This window comes from Salinicoccus sp. ID82-1 (genome assembly GCF_021991715.1).
Taxonomy (GTDB): domain Bacteria; phylum Bacillota; class Bacilli; order Staphylococcales; family Salinicoccaceae; genus Salinicoccus; species Salinicoccus cyprini.
Map to the genome: position 1 here is coordinate 737,199 of NZ_JAGFLY010000001.1, position 17,794 is coordinate 754,992.

A 17,794-nucleotide genomic window follows, 5' to 3' on the forward strand; every position below is an offset into this window, starting at 1 on the left:
ATCCTCCTACAAACATACGTTCGTTATTTTTATCTCATGTTCTATTTTTATACAAAACCTCCATGATTGCAACCATAATCGTTTCAAATACTGAAACTAGTTTACATAATAATATTATTGTAAACTATGTTTTGTTATGCCTCATCAAAATTTTATGGTAAACTGTTAGTACCTGATAATAAAGGGGTTTTAAAATGGAAATGATCATAATACTCCTGGTGTTGAGCTATCTTCTAGGGTCCGTGCCTTTCAGTCTGCTTATCGGCAAATGGTTTTATAAAATTGATATTCGGCAGCATGGCAGCGGGAACATCGGAACAACCAATACTTTCAGGATTCTCGGAAAGAAAGCGGGTATTGTTGTTCTTCTGCTCGATATGCTCAAAGGTGCCATCCCGGTGCTTGCTGCAATGCTACTGGATCCGGATATGCATATTTTCATCCCTGGACTTGTCGCAGCCCTTGGTCATGTGTATTCGATCTTTCTTAAGTTCAAAGGGGGAAAGGCTGTGGCAACAAGTGGGGGTGCTGTACTTGCATACAACCCCATTCTTTTCATCCTGCTGCTGGCGGCTTTCCTGATCACATTGAAAATCAGCAAATATGTATCCCTTTCCAGCATGGTCAGTGCAGTGCTCTTCTTCATACTTTCGCTGATCTTCAGAGATCCTCTACTCATCGCTTTTTCTTTTATCATCGCTGTAGTAATTGTTGTTAGACATATCTCCAACATTAGACGTATAATAGACGGGACAGAAAGCAAGATTACATTCATGTAGCAGAAGGGATGATGAAAATGCTAGAAGTTACAGATCGTGCACTTGATTGGATGAAGGAAGAACTGGAACCAAACGCAGGACAGGGCGTCAACATCTATGTAAGATACGGTGGAGAGACACAGCTGAAACAAGGATTTTCCCCGGCACTGACGGTAGAGCGCATCCCCTCTGACAGTAAAGTATATGAATTTGAAGGACTTCAGATTTTCATCAAGGAATCCGACCTCTGGTATTTTGAAGATACAGAGCTGATCATTGATTCGGATGAAGATGAAATCATATTCAACAGCAAATAAGCAAAAGGCGCATCTCCTGATCAGGAGATGCGCCTTTTTAAGTTTCTATGCTTTGAGTTTGTTTCTGAGGACAAGCTGCAGGATACCACCATTGCGGTAGTAGTCGACCTCGACTTCGGAGTCGAAGCGTGCTTTGACTTTGAAGTCAGTCTTTTCTCCTGCTTCGTTCGTTGCGACAGCATCAAGGATATGTCCAGGCATGACATTTTCATCCACTTTGATATCAAATGTTTCACTGCCATCGAACCCGAGGGAGTCTGCGTCTTCGCCATCGACAAACTGCAATGGCAGTACGCCCATCATGACGAGATTCGAGCGGTGGATACGCTCATAGCTTGCAGCAATGACCGCTTTTACGCCAAGGAGATTTGTCCCTTTCGCAGCCCAGTCACGGCTTGAGCCCATGCCGTAGTCGTCACCGGCGAGGACGACAAGACCTGTTCCATCCTCCTGGTATTTCATGGCTGCATCATAGATGCTCATCACTTCGCCGGTCGGCCAGTACGTTGTGAATCCGCCTTCCTTGCCGTCCGCTATCTTGTTGCGGATGCGGATGTTGGCGAACGTACCACGCAGCATGACTTCATGGTTGCCACGACGGGAACCGTAGGAGTTGAAGTTCCTCGGTGATACACCTTGTTCGATCAGCCATTTGCCGGCTGGTGTATCCTTGCCGATTGCGCCTGCAGGTGAGATGTGGTCGGTTGTGACCGAGTCTCCGAATTTGCCGAGAACACGGAGTCCATTGAGTGACTCGACCGTTCCCGCTTCCGCTGAAAGGTTCTGGAAGAATGATGGATTCTGGATATACGTGGAATCCGGGTCGAAATCATAAAGTGGGGCATCTGTCGTTTCGATATTATTCCAGATTTCATTGGCATCGAATACCTGCTCATACTCTTTTCTGAACAGCTCAGGGCTGACGTTGCCCATTACAGCATCTTTGACTTCCTGAGTGGAAGGCCAGATATCCTTCATGAAGACATCATTGCCCTCCTTGTCCTTGCCAAGCGGTTCATTCTTCAGGTCGATGTCCACTGTACCTGCCAGTGCATATGCCACAACAAGCGGTGGAGATGCCAGATAGTTCGCTTTGACAAGCGGGTGGATTCTGCCTTCGAAGTTACGGTTTCCGGAAAGTACGGAGCTCACGAGCAGATCATTTTCAGTGATTGCATCCGTAATTTCCGGGAGCAGTGGACCGGAGTTTCCGATACATGTTGTACAGCCGTAGCCGACAAGGTTGAAGCCGAGCTGGTCGAGGTATTCCTGCAGTCCGGAATCATCCAGATAACCGGTAACGACTTTGGAACCCGGGGCCAGTGAAGTCTTTACATATGCAGGGACTTCCAGACCTTTTTCCACAGCCTTCTTGGCGACGAGACCCGCACCGAGCATGACGTATGGGTTGGATGTGTTGGTACATGATGTGATGGCTGCGATGACAAGGTCGCCGGTCTTCATTTCAACGTCTTTGCCGTCTTTGAAGTTGACTGTCGCCGTCTTATCGAACTCGGCTTCATCAAGACCATGGCCATGATTGCCGCTTTCCGCTGTGACGGATTTCCTGTACTCTGCCTTCATGTCGGACAGTGTAATCAGATCCTGCGGACGCTTCGGTCCAGCCAGGGAAGGTTCGACAGTGGAAAGGTCCAGATCGACCACTTCGCTGTATACAGGTTCGTTTGCCGGGTCGAAGTACATATCATTTTCCTTGAGGTATGCTTTGACGACATCACAGTGCTCTTCACTGCGGCCCGTCAGTTTCATGTATTCAAGTGTTTCATCGTCAACCGGGAAGAAACCGCATGTTGCACCATATTCAGGTGCCATGTTCGCGATGGTTGCACGGTCGGCAAGTGGCAGTTCTGTTACGCCCTGGCCGAAGAATTCGACGAATTTGCCGACAACACCCTGTTTTCTGAGCAGCTCAGTGACACGGAGCGCCAGATCGGTTGCTGTTGCGCCTTCAGGCAGTGCATTGGTCATGCGTACGCCGACAACTTTAGGCACCGGGAAATAGGAAGGCTGGCCGAGCATGCCGGCTTCAGCTTCAATACCACCTACACCCCATCCGAGTACACCGAGACCGTTGATCATCGTTGTATGGGAGTCTGTTCCGACAAGTGTATCGGGGAATGTAACGCGTGCATCGCCCTCTTCTTTCACATGGACTACATTGGCCAGGTACTCGAGGTTGACCTGGTGGACAATGCCTGTTGCCGGTGGAACGGCCTTATAGTTGTCGAATGCTTTTGTTGCCCAGTGCAGAAACTCGTAGCGCTCCTGGTTTCTTTCGAACTCGAGCTCCATGTTCTGTCTGAGTGCATCGTCGGTACCATAGGCATCGACCTGAACGGAGTGGTCGATGACGAGATCCACAGGTACTTCCGGGTTGATCTTCTGTACGTCGCCTCCGACATCATCCATTGCTTTTCTCAGAGATGCGAGGTCGACAACTGCCGGTACACCGGTGAAATCCTGAAGGATGACACGTGACGGTTTGAATGGCACTTCTTTTCCTTCGTTATCACCCTGATCCCACGTTGCCAGGGATTCGATGTGCTCGTCCTTGATGACACTGCCATCATACTGGCGAAGTACTGATTCAAGAAGTACTCTGACGGAGTATGGCAGCTTGTGCGTTTCGGACATGCCGCGTTCAGTCAAAGTCTTCAGACTGTAGTAGTCGTAGTCCTTGCCATTGACGCTGAACGACTTTCTGGCCGCTTCACTAACATTTTGACTCATTTCTAATAGCCCCCTATCAATATTCCAGTCATATGACCGTTCATTTCAATTGTATATCTTTACAATAGGGATGTAAACGAAACGCGACACGATTCGGACATGATTACGATACAAAAAAATGACCTATAATGATAAGCATAACTTATCTTTATAGGCCGTTTTCATAACTATATATTAATCTATGCGTCTACTGGTTCTTCTGCGCCTGTTCCTTTTCGTGATCTTTCATCAGCTTCTCATACTCTGTGCCTTCATAGTCAGGCTCGTGAAGGAGATTCAATGACCTTTGCTCTTTGGCTATGTCCTTATAGGTCGAAACCATCATGAGTATCAGAATGATCGAGAACGGGAATGCCGAAATGATTGATGATGCCTGCAGTGCGGTCAATCCCCCGCCCATCAGCAGCACGACTGCAATCAGCACCTGGGCAACACCCCAGATCATCTTGACCTTGTTTGGTGGTGTCAGTGAACCATTTGTCGTCTGCATACCGAGTACAAACGTTGCCGAGTCTGCAGATGTGATGAAGAATGTACCGATCAGAAGCACTGCAACAATCGAGACAATCAGACCCATAGGCAAATTGCTGAATACTTCAAACAGCACGACTTCGGTCGCAAGATCTGCGTACCCGCCGTTTGTCATCTGGGAATCGATGGCAGTCACACCGAAGATGCTGAACCATAGGAAGCTGACAGCAGCCGGTCCAAGCATTACAGCAAGAACGAATTCACGGATGGTGCGACCCTTCGATACGCGGGCGATGAATATGCCGACGAATGGGCTCCACGCCATCCACCAGCCCCAGTAGTAGATTGTCCAGGAACCGAGCCAGGCACTCTTATCCTCATTCAACGGTGCCACATCATAGCTCATGCCGATGAAGTTGGTCGCCATGGAACCGAAAGTATCCGTCCACATGTTCAGAATCAGGACAGTCGGCCCAAGGACGAGTGTGAAGATCATCAGCAGTCCTGCCAGTATCATATTGGCGTTACTCAAATACTGGATTCCTTTTGACAGGCCGGACCAAGCACTGGCCATGAACAGCACTGTAATTATAGTGATGATGATGATCTGTACATAAATATTATTAGGGATATTGAACAGATAGTTCAGTCCGCCATTGATCTGTCTGACACCAAGTCCAAGGGAAGTTGCAACACCAGCAATTGTGGCGAATACCGCAATGACATCGACTGTTGTACCAATCGGACCGTCAACGTGCTTCCCAAGAATCGGTCTCAGAGTGCTTGAGATCAATCCCGGCTGGTTACGTCTGAACTGTGCAAAGGCAAGTGCCAGTCCTACAACTGCGTACACTGCCCAAGCATGGAAGCCCCAGTGGAAGAATGATCTTCTGAGAGACTCTTTCATTGCTTCGTCTGTTTCAGGTGCTGCTGTCGGTGGTGTAAAATAGTGGCTGATCGGTTCGGCAGCTCCCCAGAATACAAGACCGATACCCATGCCGGCACTGAAAAGCATCGCAAACCATGACAGGGTTTTGAACTCCGGTTTATCTGTCGGCTTGCCGAGACGAATCTGCCCCATCGGTGTAAATACAAAAATCAGACAGAAAGCGATGAAGATGGTTGTCAGCGATACATAGTACCAGCTGAAGTTGTTCGTAATGAATGCCTGCATGCTGCTTGTCACACTTTCGAAGCTGTCCGAGAAGAAAACCCCGTACAGCACAAGTGCTGAAACAATGGCAAGCGCAATCCAGAAAACTGGAGTCAGCTTTGTTTTGCTGTTCTCATTCATGATATTCCTCCTTTTGGTTTATGTGATTATCAATTTACTATTTGTAATGAACCTTACAAAACAATTACTCATGTTAGCATATTACACATGGTCTGGCAAATTGAATTCCCGACTGTAACCGCTTAACCAGAATGAATTAATAATTTTACAGGAATATTACATTCATGATTGTGCCTATATCCATATGTTATGATAATATGATATCTCACTTCAAAATCACTATATGACTACAGGAGGAAACCGACCATGTGGCAGGAATTCAAAAGTTTCATATTGAGAGGCAACGTCATCGATCTGGCTGTCGCTGTCGTAATAGGTGCAGCATTCAGCAAGATTGTCACTGCACTCGTTGAAAATATAATCATGCCGTCCATCGCCCTCATTTTCGGCAATACCGACTTTACGTCGGAATGGGCATACAGAGGCATTACATACGGTGTGTTCATCCAGGCAATTATCGACTTTCTCATCATCGGTGTCGCCGTATTCGCATTCGTCAAGGCAGTCAACGTGCTGACACAAAACAGACTCGTCAAGAAAGAAGAAGAAGTCGAGGTGGCAGAAGACGAGCAGGTTGTTCTGCTGAGGGAGATTAGGGACGCCTTGAAAAAAGATCAGACTGGGGCATAAAATTAAAAAAACGTTCAGTCCAAAATTTTGATGGATGAAACGTTTTAGGGTGTCGACTGATGCTGGACGCCGTCGAAGCAGCTATAGATGGAGACGAAGCCGCCCCCGGCAGACTGGATTTGTTCCAGTGTGTACGGAGGGGCGGCTTTTTGTGCTGTTTTCATCAGATTTGTTTGGGGATGGACGAGCGGAGTTGAAGTTTACTCGCTAACTTGCCATGGCAACGCCCACGATGGTGAATTGGCGCCATTACCATACCACACCCAATCCCATCTCCCAAAAAAAGACTGCAGACATGTCATTCTACAACGACTTTGTCTACAATCTGACACGTTCCATCCAAAATTGTGGACTGAACGTGCTTTTTTCACGAAATGCCGAGGATGGTGGCGACTACCAGAGCCGCTGCAGCGATGACAAGCCACAGCACAGTCACTTTCCATACGAACCGCACCCATTTGATATATGGGATTCCGGATACAGCGAGTACTCCCATCAGCGAAGCGGATGTCGGTATGATCGTGTTGGTGATGCCGTCCCCATACTGGTATGCCAGCACTGCAACCTGCCTTGATACATTCTGCAGGTCTGCAATCGGCGTCATGATCGGCATTGTCGTCATGGCCTGGCCTGAACCGGATGGAATGAAGAAGTTGATGATGACCTGTATGACCAGCATGCCGAGTGCTGTAATGGATGGTGGCAGGAAATCTAGAATGCTGCTCATGCCGTGGATGACCGAGTCTATGATGACACCGGATTCGAGTACGACGACAATGGCACGTGCAAATCCGACAATGATTGCGCCATAGACGACAAGCTTCATGCCATCAATGAATGCATCAAAAATGTCATTGATCCTCATTCCGCCCACCAGTCCCGCAATCAGTCCGATCAGGAAGAAGTTGGCGGACAGTTCCGTAAGGAACCAGCCATACTGGAAGATGCCGTAGACATTGATGATGATGCCGAGAACGAATGTGGCAAGAATCATTATGTGCCGCTTCCTGAGTGCTTCGAAATCCATGACATCGTCTGTAAAGTTGACCATGCCCTTTTTCGATTCTTCATATACAAGACTCGATTCCGGATTCTTCTGCACCTTCTTGGCGTAATGCATCACATAGAGGATGCCTGTTCCGAGTACCGCCAGATAGACGATGGTTCTGAAGCCCCATCCTGAAAAGATCGTCAGCTCAGCGATCTGCTGGGCAATGCCGACGGTAAATGGGTTGAGCATGCCGCCGATGAATCCAGCAGCCGCACCGAGCGTCACCATCGCCGTCCCGACTATCGCATCATAGCCGAGTGCTGTAGCCAGTACGATGCCGATCGGAACGAATATGATTGCTTCCTCGGACATGCCAGTCGTAAAGCCGAGAATTGAAAATACAAGCATGATCACCGGAATCATCAGCTTCTCCCTGCCCTTCACCGCAACCATCACCTTCTGGATGGCGGCTTCGATGGCACCTGTCGCCCGGATGATGCCGAACGCGCCCCCTACAAGAAAAATATAGAAAATAATACTGGCACCATCTATCAGACCCGTCGGAATGGCCTTGAAAAGCTCGAAGAAGGATACAGGACTCTGCTCGACATTCGTATAGCTGCCCGGTACAACTTCCGTCCTGTCCCCCACTTCCACTCTTTCGAATTCCCCGGCCGGTATGACATAGCTCAGTGCCGCAGCGATGATGACCACCGCGAAAAGAATCGCATACGTATGCGGGAACCTGAACCCCGGTGCAGGTTCTTTCCTGGTATCTCCTTTATTCATAGTATCTCTCCTAAAGAATTGATATTTCCATTATACAGATATTTCGAAACATGAAAAGACTGTATTATTTGAACTCTCCAATTATTTGGGTAATTGCGGTTGCCATCATCGAATCGTGAAGTATAATTGAATAGAGATCTATTGAAAGGGGATTCAGAATGAAATACATAAAAATACCCCATGCATTCGTGCTGATATATGCCATCATCATTCTGGCGATGGTCATGAGCTATATCATTCCGGCTGGGGAATATGAAAGATACGAGAATGAAAACGGCACGCTTGTCGTTGATGAAACTTCATTCCAGTATACGGAACAGACACCTGTACACTGGACCGAAATCTTCCGCAGTGTTCCTGAAGGCATGACGGATGCCGCAGGTATCATCTTCCTTATATTCATCATCGGCGGCGCCTTCGGCATGATCAACGGAACAGGCGCCATCGAGGCGGGCATCAACAAGGTCGTCTCTCTGCTCAAAGATCGCGAAGTCATTCTGATTCCGCTGACGATGCTGATCTTTTCGTTCGGCGGTGCGACTTTCGGAATGGCTGAATCGACACTGATCTTCATTCCGATGGGCATCATGCTTGCACGCTCGCTCGGCATGGACGCCATGACCGGCATGGCCATGGTGGCGCTTGGTGCCGCTGCCGGCTTCTCGGGGGGATTCATGAACATCTTCACCGTCGGCGTGGCGCAGCAGATCGCTGAACTGCCGCTTTTTTCCGGCATGTTCTATAGGATCATCGTGCAGCTGGTGTTCGTGCTCATCGCGGCATTCTTCGTCTATCGTTACGGCAGGCGTGTCCAGAAGGACATGAACAACAGCTATGTCTATGGACTGGAAAGGACTGCACAGAACGAAACGTATGAATTCAAAGAGCTGACCATGAGGCATATTCTTGTACTTCTGATTACATTCTCGGGATTCGGTCTGATCATATACGGTGTTGTGCAGGGCTGGTCCACCGGCACCGACCTGGCGGCCATATTCCTGGCCATGGGAATCATATCGGGACTTGTCGGCGGCAATTCGCCGAACGGCATCGCCGAAGATTTCATCAGAGGTGCAAAGGAAGTGACATTCGGTGCTCTGATCGTCGGACTTGCGCGATGCATCCTGCTCATACTGGAGGATGGCACCATCATCGATACGATCATCTTCTCCATCAGTACGATTCTTGAAGGCCTGCCCGCCTCAGTTGCCGCAGTCGGCATGTTCCTGACCCAGTTCATGATCAACTTCTTCATTCCGTCGGGATCCGGACAGGCGGCAACCACCATACCGCTCTTGGCACCGATCGGAGACATTGTCGGTGTCTCCCGCCAGTCCGTGGTGCTTGCCTTCCAGATGGGGGATGGACTTGCGAACTACCTTTTCCCGACATCAGCCATTCTGATGGCCGGGCTCAGCATTGCCAACATCCCTTATGAGAAGTGGTTGCGCTTCGTCTGGCCGATCATGCTTGTGTGGGTGATTGCAGGCGGTGCTTTCATGGTGATCAGCCTGTGGATCAATTACGGTCCCTTCTAGCATGAATAAAGACACTGGATCCTTCAGGATCCAGTGTCTTTATTGTTGTAGTATTGTTTGATTTCACTGATGAAGTAGAGACTGCCCGTCACAAGCAGCAGATCCCCTTCAAATGCTTCGATGAATGAGATATAGTCGGCCACCATCGACTTGTCGGGATGGTTCACTTTTTCAAATATATGCTCCTTGGACAGCGATTTTTGGAAATCGAAGTCCGTCACATGGAACGATGCTGCAATCTCTCCGAGCATATCCACCATATCGGACAGCGGTTTACCTTCGATGGCTGAGAACAGCACTGTAATTTTTTTATCACTGTACTGCCTTTCCATCGTTTCCACAAGTGCTCTCATCGATTCCCTGTTGTGTGCCCCATCGATGATGACAAGTGGATCGGTGCTCACAGTCTCGATGCGTCCGGGCCAGGATGTCTCCTCGATGCCATGGATCATCTTATTGAAATCAAGCACAGCTTTTCCTCGCTCATGAAGCTCGAGCAGCGCAGCAATGGCAAGGGAGGCATTCTCCTTCTGGTGTCTGCCCACCATGCCGAGCTTTATATCCTGAAAATCATAGTGCGCATACTGGAACTGGAATTCGCCGTTATTCGGCATGAGGATAATATCCCGATCGAGTTCTATGCCTTTCGCATCATTATCTTCAAGCACCTTATGGATATATTCGCGCGATACCTGATCCTTTACGCTGAAGACGAGTGGAATGCCGGGTTTGATGACTCCGCTCTTATCCTTCGTAATATCAAGCAGCGTATCCCCAAGAATACTCGTATGATCGAGTCCGATGCTTGTCAGCACCGTCATGATGGGCATGAAGACATTGGTCGAGTCGTGTTTTGCTCCAAGACCCGCCTCCACGATGACATAGTCGACCGGCTTCAGCGCACCGAAGTGGACAAACATCATCATGGTGATGATTTCAAATTCCGTTGCGGTTCCGAGCTCCGTTTCAAGCTCCATTGCTTCGCTTGCCGGCTTGACGATCTCGATCAGCTCGATGAGCTCACCATCCGATATCGGGCTGCCATCCACCGAGATGCGTTCATTGAACGTCTCGATGTATGGTGAAGTGAATGTGCCGACAGTATAGTCATTCCGGTTCAGTGCATTTCTCATATAGGACACCGTAGAGCCCTTGCCGTTTGTACCGACGACATGGATGCCGTTGATGTTCCGCTCAGGATTGCCGAGCCGCTCGAGCATCCATTCCATCCGTCTGACACCGGGTTTGATGCCGAATTTGATTCTTTCGTGGATCCAATCCAATCCTTCCTGGTAGTTCATGGCCTATCCCTTTCTTTTCAAGCTGTCAAGCCGTTCTGTGACCTCATTGTACTGGGCCTGATAGCCAAGCTGCTTCTCTCTTTCCTTTTCCACTACGTCCGCTGGTGCATTGGCGACAAACCGGTCATTGCCAAGTTTCCCTGCGACACGCTTCAGTTCGCCATCGAGACGTTTCTGTTCGTTCTCAAGGCGTGCAATCTCCTCCTGCATATCGATCAGGCCGGAAAGCGGCAGGATGACGGTTGCGCCATTGACCACATCCGCCTTGACATCCTCTTCGGTCGAAATTTCAGAAGCGATTTCTAGTGCACTCGGGTTGCAGAAGCGTTCGATATAGTGGCGGTTCGTCTCTATGATTTCACGTCTCGTAACATCTTTCACTTCAATGAATATATCGATTGGTTTCGACAGTGGTGCATTCACTTCGTTTCTCGTCTGTCGTACCGACTTGATGATGTCCACAAGCAGTGCCATGCCATCTTTTGAAGTCGGATTGCTGAGGTGCGTATGCGCCTTCGCCCATTCGCTCGTGACAATCGTACGGTCTGCTTCAATCGCCTGGTATATCTCCTCAGTCACAAACGGCATGAACGGGTGCAGCATCTTCAGGATGCTGTCCAGTGTATGCAGCAGAACAGAGCGCGTCATCGCCTTCTCCGCTTCAGTACCTTCGGTCATCGGCACTTTGGCCATCTCGATGTACCAGTCGCAGAAGTCATCCCAGATGAAGTTGTACAGCAGACGCCCCACTTCACCAAATTCGTAGTGTTCGGAGAGCTGTGTCACGTTGCCGATGGTTTCATTCAGACGGGTCAGAATCCACTCGTCAGCGAGCGACTTCTCCCCTTCGAGATCGATATCGTCCATGCCGAAGTCCTCACCGATATTCATCATGCTGAATCTGGATGCATTCCAGATCTTGTTGATGAAGTTCCAGACCGATTCCACCTTCTCGTCGGAATATCTGAGATCCTGTCCCGGTGTCGATCCTGTCGCCAGGAAGTACCTCAGCGCATCTGCACCGTACTTCTCGATGACATCCATCGGGTCGACGCCATTGCCGAGGGATTTAGACATCTTGCGGTTCTGTTCATCCCTGACCAGACCATGGAGCAGCACATCGTCAAACGGCTTCTCGCCGGTATGCTCGAGGGAGGAGAAGATCATTCTGGCCACCCAGAAGAAGATGATGTCATATCCTGTAACAAGGACATTCGTCGGGAAGAATTTCTTCAAGTCCTCAGTCTCTTCCGGCCAGCCCATCGTGGAGAACGGCCATAGGGCACTTGAGAACCACGTATCGAGGACATCCTCGTCCTGAACCCAGTTGTCGGCATCCGTCGGCGGCTCCATGCCGACATATATTTCGCCGGAGTCCTTATGATACCAGGCCGGAATCTGATGACCCCACCAGAGCTGGCGGGAGATGACCCAGTCGCGGATATCGCCCATCCAGCGGCGGAAAGTGGAGTCGAAGCGTTCAGGGACAAAATTGACTGCGTTATCGGAGTCCTGGTTGTCCAGACTCTTCTTCGCCAGTTCATCCATTTTTACGAACCACTGCGTCGACAGGTAAGGTTCGACGACGGCACCACTGCGCTCCGAATGGCCGACGGAGTGGACGTGCGGTTCCACTTTGATAAGGTATCCTTCCGATTCCAGATCTTTGACCAGTGCCTTGCGGCAGTCGAAACGGTCCATGCCTGCATATTTGCCGGCCAGCTCATTCATTGAGCCGTCTTCATTCATTACGTTGATGCGCTCGAGGTCATGACGCTCGCCGAGGACGAAGTCGTTCGGATCGTGTGCCGGTGTCACCTTCATGACACCCGTACCGAATTCCATATCGACATAAGGGTCCGAGATGATCGGCAGCTCGCGCTCCATGATCGGCAGTGTGACCGTCTTGCCGATATACTGCTTGTAGCGATCGTCTTCGGGGTGGACGACGATGGCCGTATCCCCGAGCATTGTTTCAGGGCGTGTTGTTGCCACTTCCAGATGATTGCCATCCGGCAGCGGGTATCTGACATGATAGAAGTTGCCTTCAATCTCCTTATGGATGACCTCGATATCACTGAGTGCCGTCCGGGTTTCCGGATCCCAGTTGATGATATACTCGCCGCGATAGATCAGATCCTTATTGTACATGTCGACAAATACTTTTCTGACCGCCTTCGACAAACCCTCATCCAGAGTGAAGCGCTCCTTGTCATAGTCGAGGCCAAGGCCAAGCTTCTGCCACTGGCTGCGGATGAAGTCGGCATACTCCTCTTTCCAGTCCCATGCCTGTTCGAGGAACTTCTCACGCCCGATATCGTGGCGGGAGAGGCCTTCTTCACGCATGCGCGCCTCCACTTTGGCCTGGGTCGCAATGCCGGCATGGTCCATGCCCGGCAGATAGAGTACTTCATACCCCTGCATCCGCTTCATCCGTGTAATGATATCCTGCAATGTTGTATCCCACGCATGGCCGAGATGAAGTTTGCCCGTCACATTCGGGGGCGGGATGACGATGGAGAACGGCGGCTTGTCAGACTGTGCATCGGATTTGAAATAGCCTGACTCGACCCACTTCTCATATTTACCTTCTTCTACAGATCTCGGATCGTACTTTTTGGACATTTCCATATAAATCTCTCCTTTTTTGGACAAAATAAAAAGCTTCCAGTCCATAAAACATAGGACGGAAGCTCCGCGGTACCACCTAAATTCAGCACGAATGCTGCACTTGGGATGATTAACGCTCATCAGACGTCAGCTCCTACTCGAATGTTCAGAACCGATCTCTGCAGACTACATTCGTGATATACTTCGGCATGTTCACAGCCCCCACATGCTCTCTGTCACCCGTATACCACTACTCTTCTGCCATTCATCTATTTGCCTTGATTTCAATATTATGCGAACGTCTCGATGGTGTCAAGTCCCATCATGTGCATGCTGGCGCCGCTTCCTGTTTTTTCTGAGCAGCATATTGATCAGTGGTGCCACAATGAGAAGGATGAAAAAGATGCGGAAAATGTGGTAGCTTGAAATCATGGCGATATTGGCACCCATTTCAACAGCCACAATGATGATCTGACCGATACCACCGGGCGCTGCACTCAAGAACAGATCCGTAAAGTCATGTTCCGAAATGAGCAGAAATACCATGACCAGTCCCAATGTACCGATGATGAGCAGCATGTTCTGGATCAGCATGGACAGGATCAGCCGCTTGTTGAGCTGGTTGACAAGTGTCGATATCTGAAGGCCGATCCTTATGCCGAAGAACAGCTGGGCGGCATACATGAATGAAACATCGACCGAAAAAGTATAGTCCGTCACCACATTCCATGTGAGAACGACAAGCATTGGTCCGATCATATACGGTACCGGAAACTTCATCAGCGTCATGATGTAGATGACAGCGGGAATACCGAGCAGCATCCACAGCATGTCAACGGTTGCGACCGATGTAAGCGAAGAGGCGACTTCGTTTGTGCCCGTCAGATTACTGCCTGCAGTGAAACTCGCAATCAAAGGAACGAATATGACTACAAGTACAATGCGCGACATCTGGGTCAGTGTCACAAGCAGCAGATCCGCCCGTTTCTCCTCCTCAGCCATGACGATCATCTGGGACAGTGCGCCTGGAATCGAAGCAAGTACTGCGGTTTCCAGTGTACATCCGGTCATTCTCATGAAAAACCCGGCAAGAAGGAGGCTCAGTCCGATGATCAGGAGGGACAGCATGATGATCGTAATATAGTCTTCCGCCATATCTGCAAGCGTTTCGAGCGTGAACGTCGAGCCGATTTCAACTCCAATAATGATCAGCCCCAGATTGCCGAACCACTTCGGATAATGAAAATGGGTAGTCACCATCCTGTAGAAGACGACCGTCGCAATCATGGCGCCGAACAGCCATGGCATGACCATCCCTGCCCATTGAAGCAGAGCCGACAGGATGATTGCCGACAGAAACAGCAGGAACAGGTTGAGATATTTCATGGACGTCCTCCTTTCATACTGATTATTTCGGAATCCTAAATAATAAAATGCCATAGAACAACCCCGCCGAGTAGACTGCAGCGGGGTTGGTGTACATCATACTAGTTGGAGCTTTCTTCTTCTGTGGATTCTTCTTCAGTAGATTCCTCAGTTGATTCTTCAGTGGATTCTTCGGACGCTCCACCTTCTTCTGCCTCTCCGCCATCTGCACCGTCCGGCTGGGCATCGTCACTGCCTGAGTTGATATCCGCTTCTTCCTGATCGGCGCTACTGCCTTCCTCTTCAGTAGAACCTTCTTCGGTCGAATCCTCCTCGGTCAGTCCTTCGTCCAATGCTTCAGTCTCGCCTCCGGAACCATCTGATTCCTCGCCGGATGAAGTGGACGTGGAACCGCCCTCTTCTCCCTGACCGCCACTTACCTGCTGGATGATGAGCGGTACAATCAGCAGAACGAGAATGATGGGAATGATCCAGACAAGCGGATTCTTCTTGCTGATTTTCTTCTGCTCGATCATTTCTCTGTTCTGACCTTCGATGTAGACTTTATCTTCTTCTCTCTTGCCCTTGATGTTGCTGTCGTTGTGGGTTAATCGCTTATCTTTGTCATTCGCCATTCAAACTACCTCCAATTATCTGTTATCTTCAATTATACACTTTATTCTGTGAAAATAAACCGTATTTGGCAAGCTACCGCTGTACAGCACGCTCCAGTGCTTTTTCAAAAGCATCGAGTGTCTTCTGGATGTCCGCTTCAGTGTGGCTCGTCGACAGGAACATGCCTTCAAACTGGGAAGGTGGCAGATAGACGCCTTCTTTGAGCAGTTCCTGATACAGGTGTTTGAACAGTTCAAGATCGCTTGTATTTGCACTGTCGAAATCCACGACCGGTCCTTCCGTCAGGAAGAATCCGATCATCGAACCGGCACGGTTCACTGTGATCGGCTGCCCTTTCTTTGCAAAGATGTCCTTCAGGCCGACTTCGAGCATATCACCGAGCTTGTTGAAGTGGTCATAGCTCTCAGGTGTCAACTGTCTGAGCGTCTCAAGCCCGGCTGTCATCGCCAGCGGATTACCGGATAGTGTCCCCGCCTGGTAGATGTCGCCGACAGGTGCGATATACTCCATGATGTCACGTCTGCCGCCGTAGGCACCGACAGGCAGGCCGCCACCAATCACCTTGCCGAGGCAGGTAAGATCAGGTGTGATGCCGTAATGGCCCTGTGCACAGTTGTAGCCGACACGGAATCCGGTCATGACTTCATCGAAGATGAGCAGTGTGCCGCTTTTCTCCGTAATGTCACGTACGAATTGAAGGTAGCCTTCACGCGGCGGGACGACCCCCATATTGCCGGCAACAGGCTCCATGATCACTGCAGCAATATCGTCACCGAATTTGTCGAAAGCCTCGGTCAGGCTCTCTTCGTCATTGTAGGGTACTGTGATGGTATTTGCAGCTGTACCTTCAGGTACACCTGGAGAATCCGGAAGTCCAAGTGTCGCCACACCACTGCCGGCTTTGATCAGTAGGGAGTCGCTGTGGCCGTGATAGCATCCTTCGAATTTCAGAATCTTGTTCCTTCCGGTGAATCCGCGCGCAAGACGCAGTGCGGCCAGTGTCGCTTCCGTGCCGGAAGAGACCATGCGGATCATTTCCACAGAAGGCACACGTTCGATGACGAGTTCCGCCAGTTCATTTTCAAGCTCTGTCGGGGCACCGAAGCTTGTCCCCTTCTGTGCGACTGCAGTCAGTGCATTGACCACCCTGTCATCACTATGGCCGAGGATCAGAGGGCCGAAGCTCAAAACATAGTCGATATATGAATTGCCATCGACATCATACGTTCTCGACCCTTTGGCACGGTCGATGAATACCGGAGTCATATCGACGGATTTGAATGCTCTGACTGGGCTGTTGACACCCCCAGGCATGAGTGTTTTTGCTTTTTTATAGAGTGCTTCTGATTTTTCGTACATGATCATTCCATCCCTTCATCAAGCATTCTGCATATATCTTTTGCAAAATAAGTGATAATCATATTCGCACCTGCACGTTTCATGGAAACCATCTGCTCCATGATGACAGCTTCATCCAGCAGTCCCATGTCGACAGCCGTGCGTGTCATCGCATATTCCCCGCTGACATTGTAGGCGACGACAGGTACATTCGTTTCATTTCTGACATCCCGAATGATATCGAGATACGACAGCGCCGGTTTGACGATCATCATATCACAGCCCTCTTCAAGGTCGCTTGCCAGCTCACGCTGTGCTTCGAGACGGTTCGCCGGATCCATCTGGTACGTCCTGCGGTCACCGAATGATGGCGTCGAATCCGCCGCGTCCCGGAATGGACCATAGAATTTCGATGCATACTTGATGCCGTAGCTCATGATCGGAATATGGCTGAAGCCATTATCGTCGAGCCCTTTTCTGATTTCGGCAACAAAGCCATCCATCATATTGCTCGGCGCGATGATGTCCGCCCCTGCCTTCGCCTGGGAGACTGCCGTCCTGACCAGCAGTGGCAGCGAGCTGTCATTGTCGACATCCTGTGTATCCGGATCGATGAGGCCGCAGTGGCCGTGGTCCGTATATTCGCACAGGCATGTATCGAGAATGACCAGGATTTCCGGATACAGTTTCTTTGAGATCCTGCACGCTTCCTGGACGACGCCGTGGTCGTGGTAGGCACCGCAGCCTTCCGGGTCTTTTTCATCCGGTATGCCGAAAAAGATGACCGATTTGATACCTTTGGCCTTCACTTCTTCCAGCTCCTCATGAAGACGGTTCAGGGAAATCTGAAAAACGCCCTTCATGGATGGCACTTCCTTTTTTATATCGTCGGATTCCACAACAAAAATCGGATAGATGAGGTCATCCTTTGTGACTTTCGTCTCCCTGACCATATCCCTCATGAATTCTGTTCTTCTAAGACGCCGATGTCTCTCGAAATTCATC

The 17,794-nt window shown here is 49.8% G+C and carries 13 protein-coding genes and 1 other annotated feature; of the genes, 4 read left to right on the forward strand and 9 right to left on the reverse strand.

Going from position 1 to position 17,794, the window contains the following annotated elements; genetic code table 11:
• Nucleotides 1-194: 194 nt before the first annotated feature.
• On the forward strand, nt 195-779 hold the full coding sequence (gene plsY, locus J4760_RS03820) for a glycerol-3-phosphate 1-O-acyltransferase PlsY (RefSeq protein ID WP_145286585.1): 585 nt from the start codon (nt 195-197) through the stop codon (nt 777-779).
• A gap of 17 nt (nt 780-796) precedes the next feature.
• On the forward strand, nt 797-1,075 hold the full coding sequence (locus tag J4760_RS03825) for a HesB/YadR/YfhF family protein (protein WP_342782177.1): 279 nt from the start codon (nt 797-799) through the stop codon (nt 1,073-1,075).
• A 45-nt stretch (nt 1,076-1,120) separates the two neighbouring features.
• On the opposite strand, the gene acnA is transcribed toward J4760_RS03825, so the two are convergent.
• Entirely contained in the window at nt 1,121-3,826 is a 2,706-nt protein-coding gene (gene acnA, locus J4760_RS03830) for an aconitate hydratase AcnA (RefSeq protein WP_237604821.1), read from the reverse strand.
• A gap of 187 nt (nt 3,827-4,013) precedes the next feature.
• Nucleotides 4,014-5,591, reverse strand: a complete 1,578-nt coding sequence (locus J4760_RS03835; protein WP_237604822.1) for a glycine betaine uptake BCCT transporter — start codon at nt 5,589-5,591, stop codon at nt 4,014-4,016.
• A 246-nt stretch (nt 5,592-5,837) separates the two neighbouring features.
• On the opposite strand from J4760_RS03835, the gene mscL reads away from it, so the two are divergent.
• Nucleotides 5,838-6,221, forward strand: coding sequence for a large conductance mechanosensitive channel protein MscL (gene mscL / locus J4760_RS03840; RefSeq protein WP_145286596.1), 384 nt, complete (start codon nt 5,838-5,840; stop codon nt 6,219-6,221).
• A 367-nt stretch (nt 6,222-6,588) separates the two neighbouring features.
• Here mscL and J4760_RS03845 read toward each other — a convergent pair whose 3' ends face one another.
• On the reverse strand, nt 6,589-8,001 hold the full coding sequence (locus J4760_RS03845) for a YfcC family protein (protein WP_237604823.1): 1,413 nt from the start codon (nt 7,999-8,001) through the stop codon (nt 6,589-6,591).
• A gap of 158 nt (nt 8,002-8,159) precedes the next feature.
• Here J4760_RS03845 and J4760_RS03850 point away from each other — a divergent pair, with 158 nt between their 5' ends.
• Nucleotides 8,160-9,539 carry a YfcC family protein gene (locus J4760_RS03850; RefSeq protein ID WP_237604824.1) on the forward strand — a complete coding sequence of 460 codons (1,380 nt, stop codon included), beginning with the start codon at nt 8,160-8,162 and terminating at the stop codon, nt 9,537-9,539.
• Nucleotides 9,540-9,562: 23 nt separating this feature from the next.
• Here the strand turns inward: J4760_RS03850 and J4760_RS03855 are convergent, their stop codons facing one another.
• The 6 genes from J4760_RS03855 to hemB form a co-directional block, all read right to left on the reverse strand.
• Nucleotides 9,563-10,840, reverse strand: coding sequence for a bifunctional folylpolyglutamate synthase/dihydrofolate synthase (locus tag J4760_RS03855; RefSeq protein WP_145286604.1), 1,278 nt, complete (start codon nt 10,838-10,840; stop codon nt 9,563-9,565).
• 3 nt (nt 10,841-10,843) lie between these two features.
• Nucleotides 10,844-13,471, reverse strand: coding sequence for a valine--tRNA ligase (locus tag J4760_RS03860; protein ID WP_237604825.1), 2,628 nt, complete (start codon nt 13,469-13,471; stop codon nt 10,844-10,846).
• Between the two features lie 48 nt (nt 13,472-13,519).
• Nucleotides 13,520-13,728, reverse strand: a binding site (T-box leader).
• A gap of 34 nt (nt 13,729-13,762) precedes the next feature.
• Nucleotides 13,763-14,836 carry an AbrB family transcriptional regulator gene (locus J4760_RS03865; protein WP_237604826.1) on the reverse strand — a complete coding sequence of 358 codons (1,074 nt, stop codon included), beginning with the start codon at nt 14,834-14,836 and terminating at the stop codon, nt 13,763-13,765.
• Between the two features lie 101 nt (nt 14,837-14,937).
• Nucleotides 14,938-15,450: a hypothetical protein gene (locus J4760_RS03870; protein WP_237604827.1), complete on the reverse strand. Its 513-nt coding sequence runs from the start codon at nt 15,448-15,450 to the stop codon at nt 14,938-14,940.
• 73 nt (nt 15,451-15,523) lie between these two features.
• Nucleotides 15,524-16,813 (reverse strand): glutamate-1-semialdehyde 2,1-aminomutase, encoded by a 1,290-nt coding sequence (gene hemL, locus J4760_RS03875; RefSeq protein ID WP_237605042.1) that lies wholly within the window; start codon nt 16,811-16,813, stop codon nt 15,524-15,526.
• Nucleotides 16,813-17,793, reverse strand: a complete 981-nt coding sequence (gene hemB, locus J4760_RS03880; RefSeq protein ID WP_145286616.1) for a porphobilinogen synthase — start codon at nt 17,791-17,793, stop codon at nt 16,813-16,815. Before hemB ends, hemL begins: the two co-directional genes overlap by 1 nt.
• Nucleotide 17,794 lies beyond the last annotated feature (1 nt).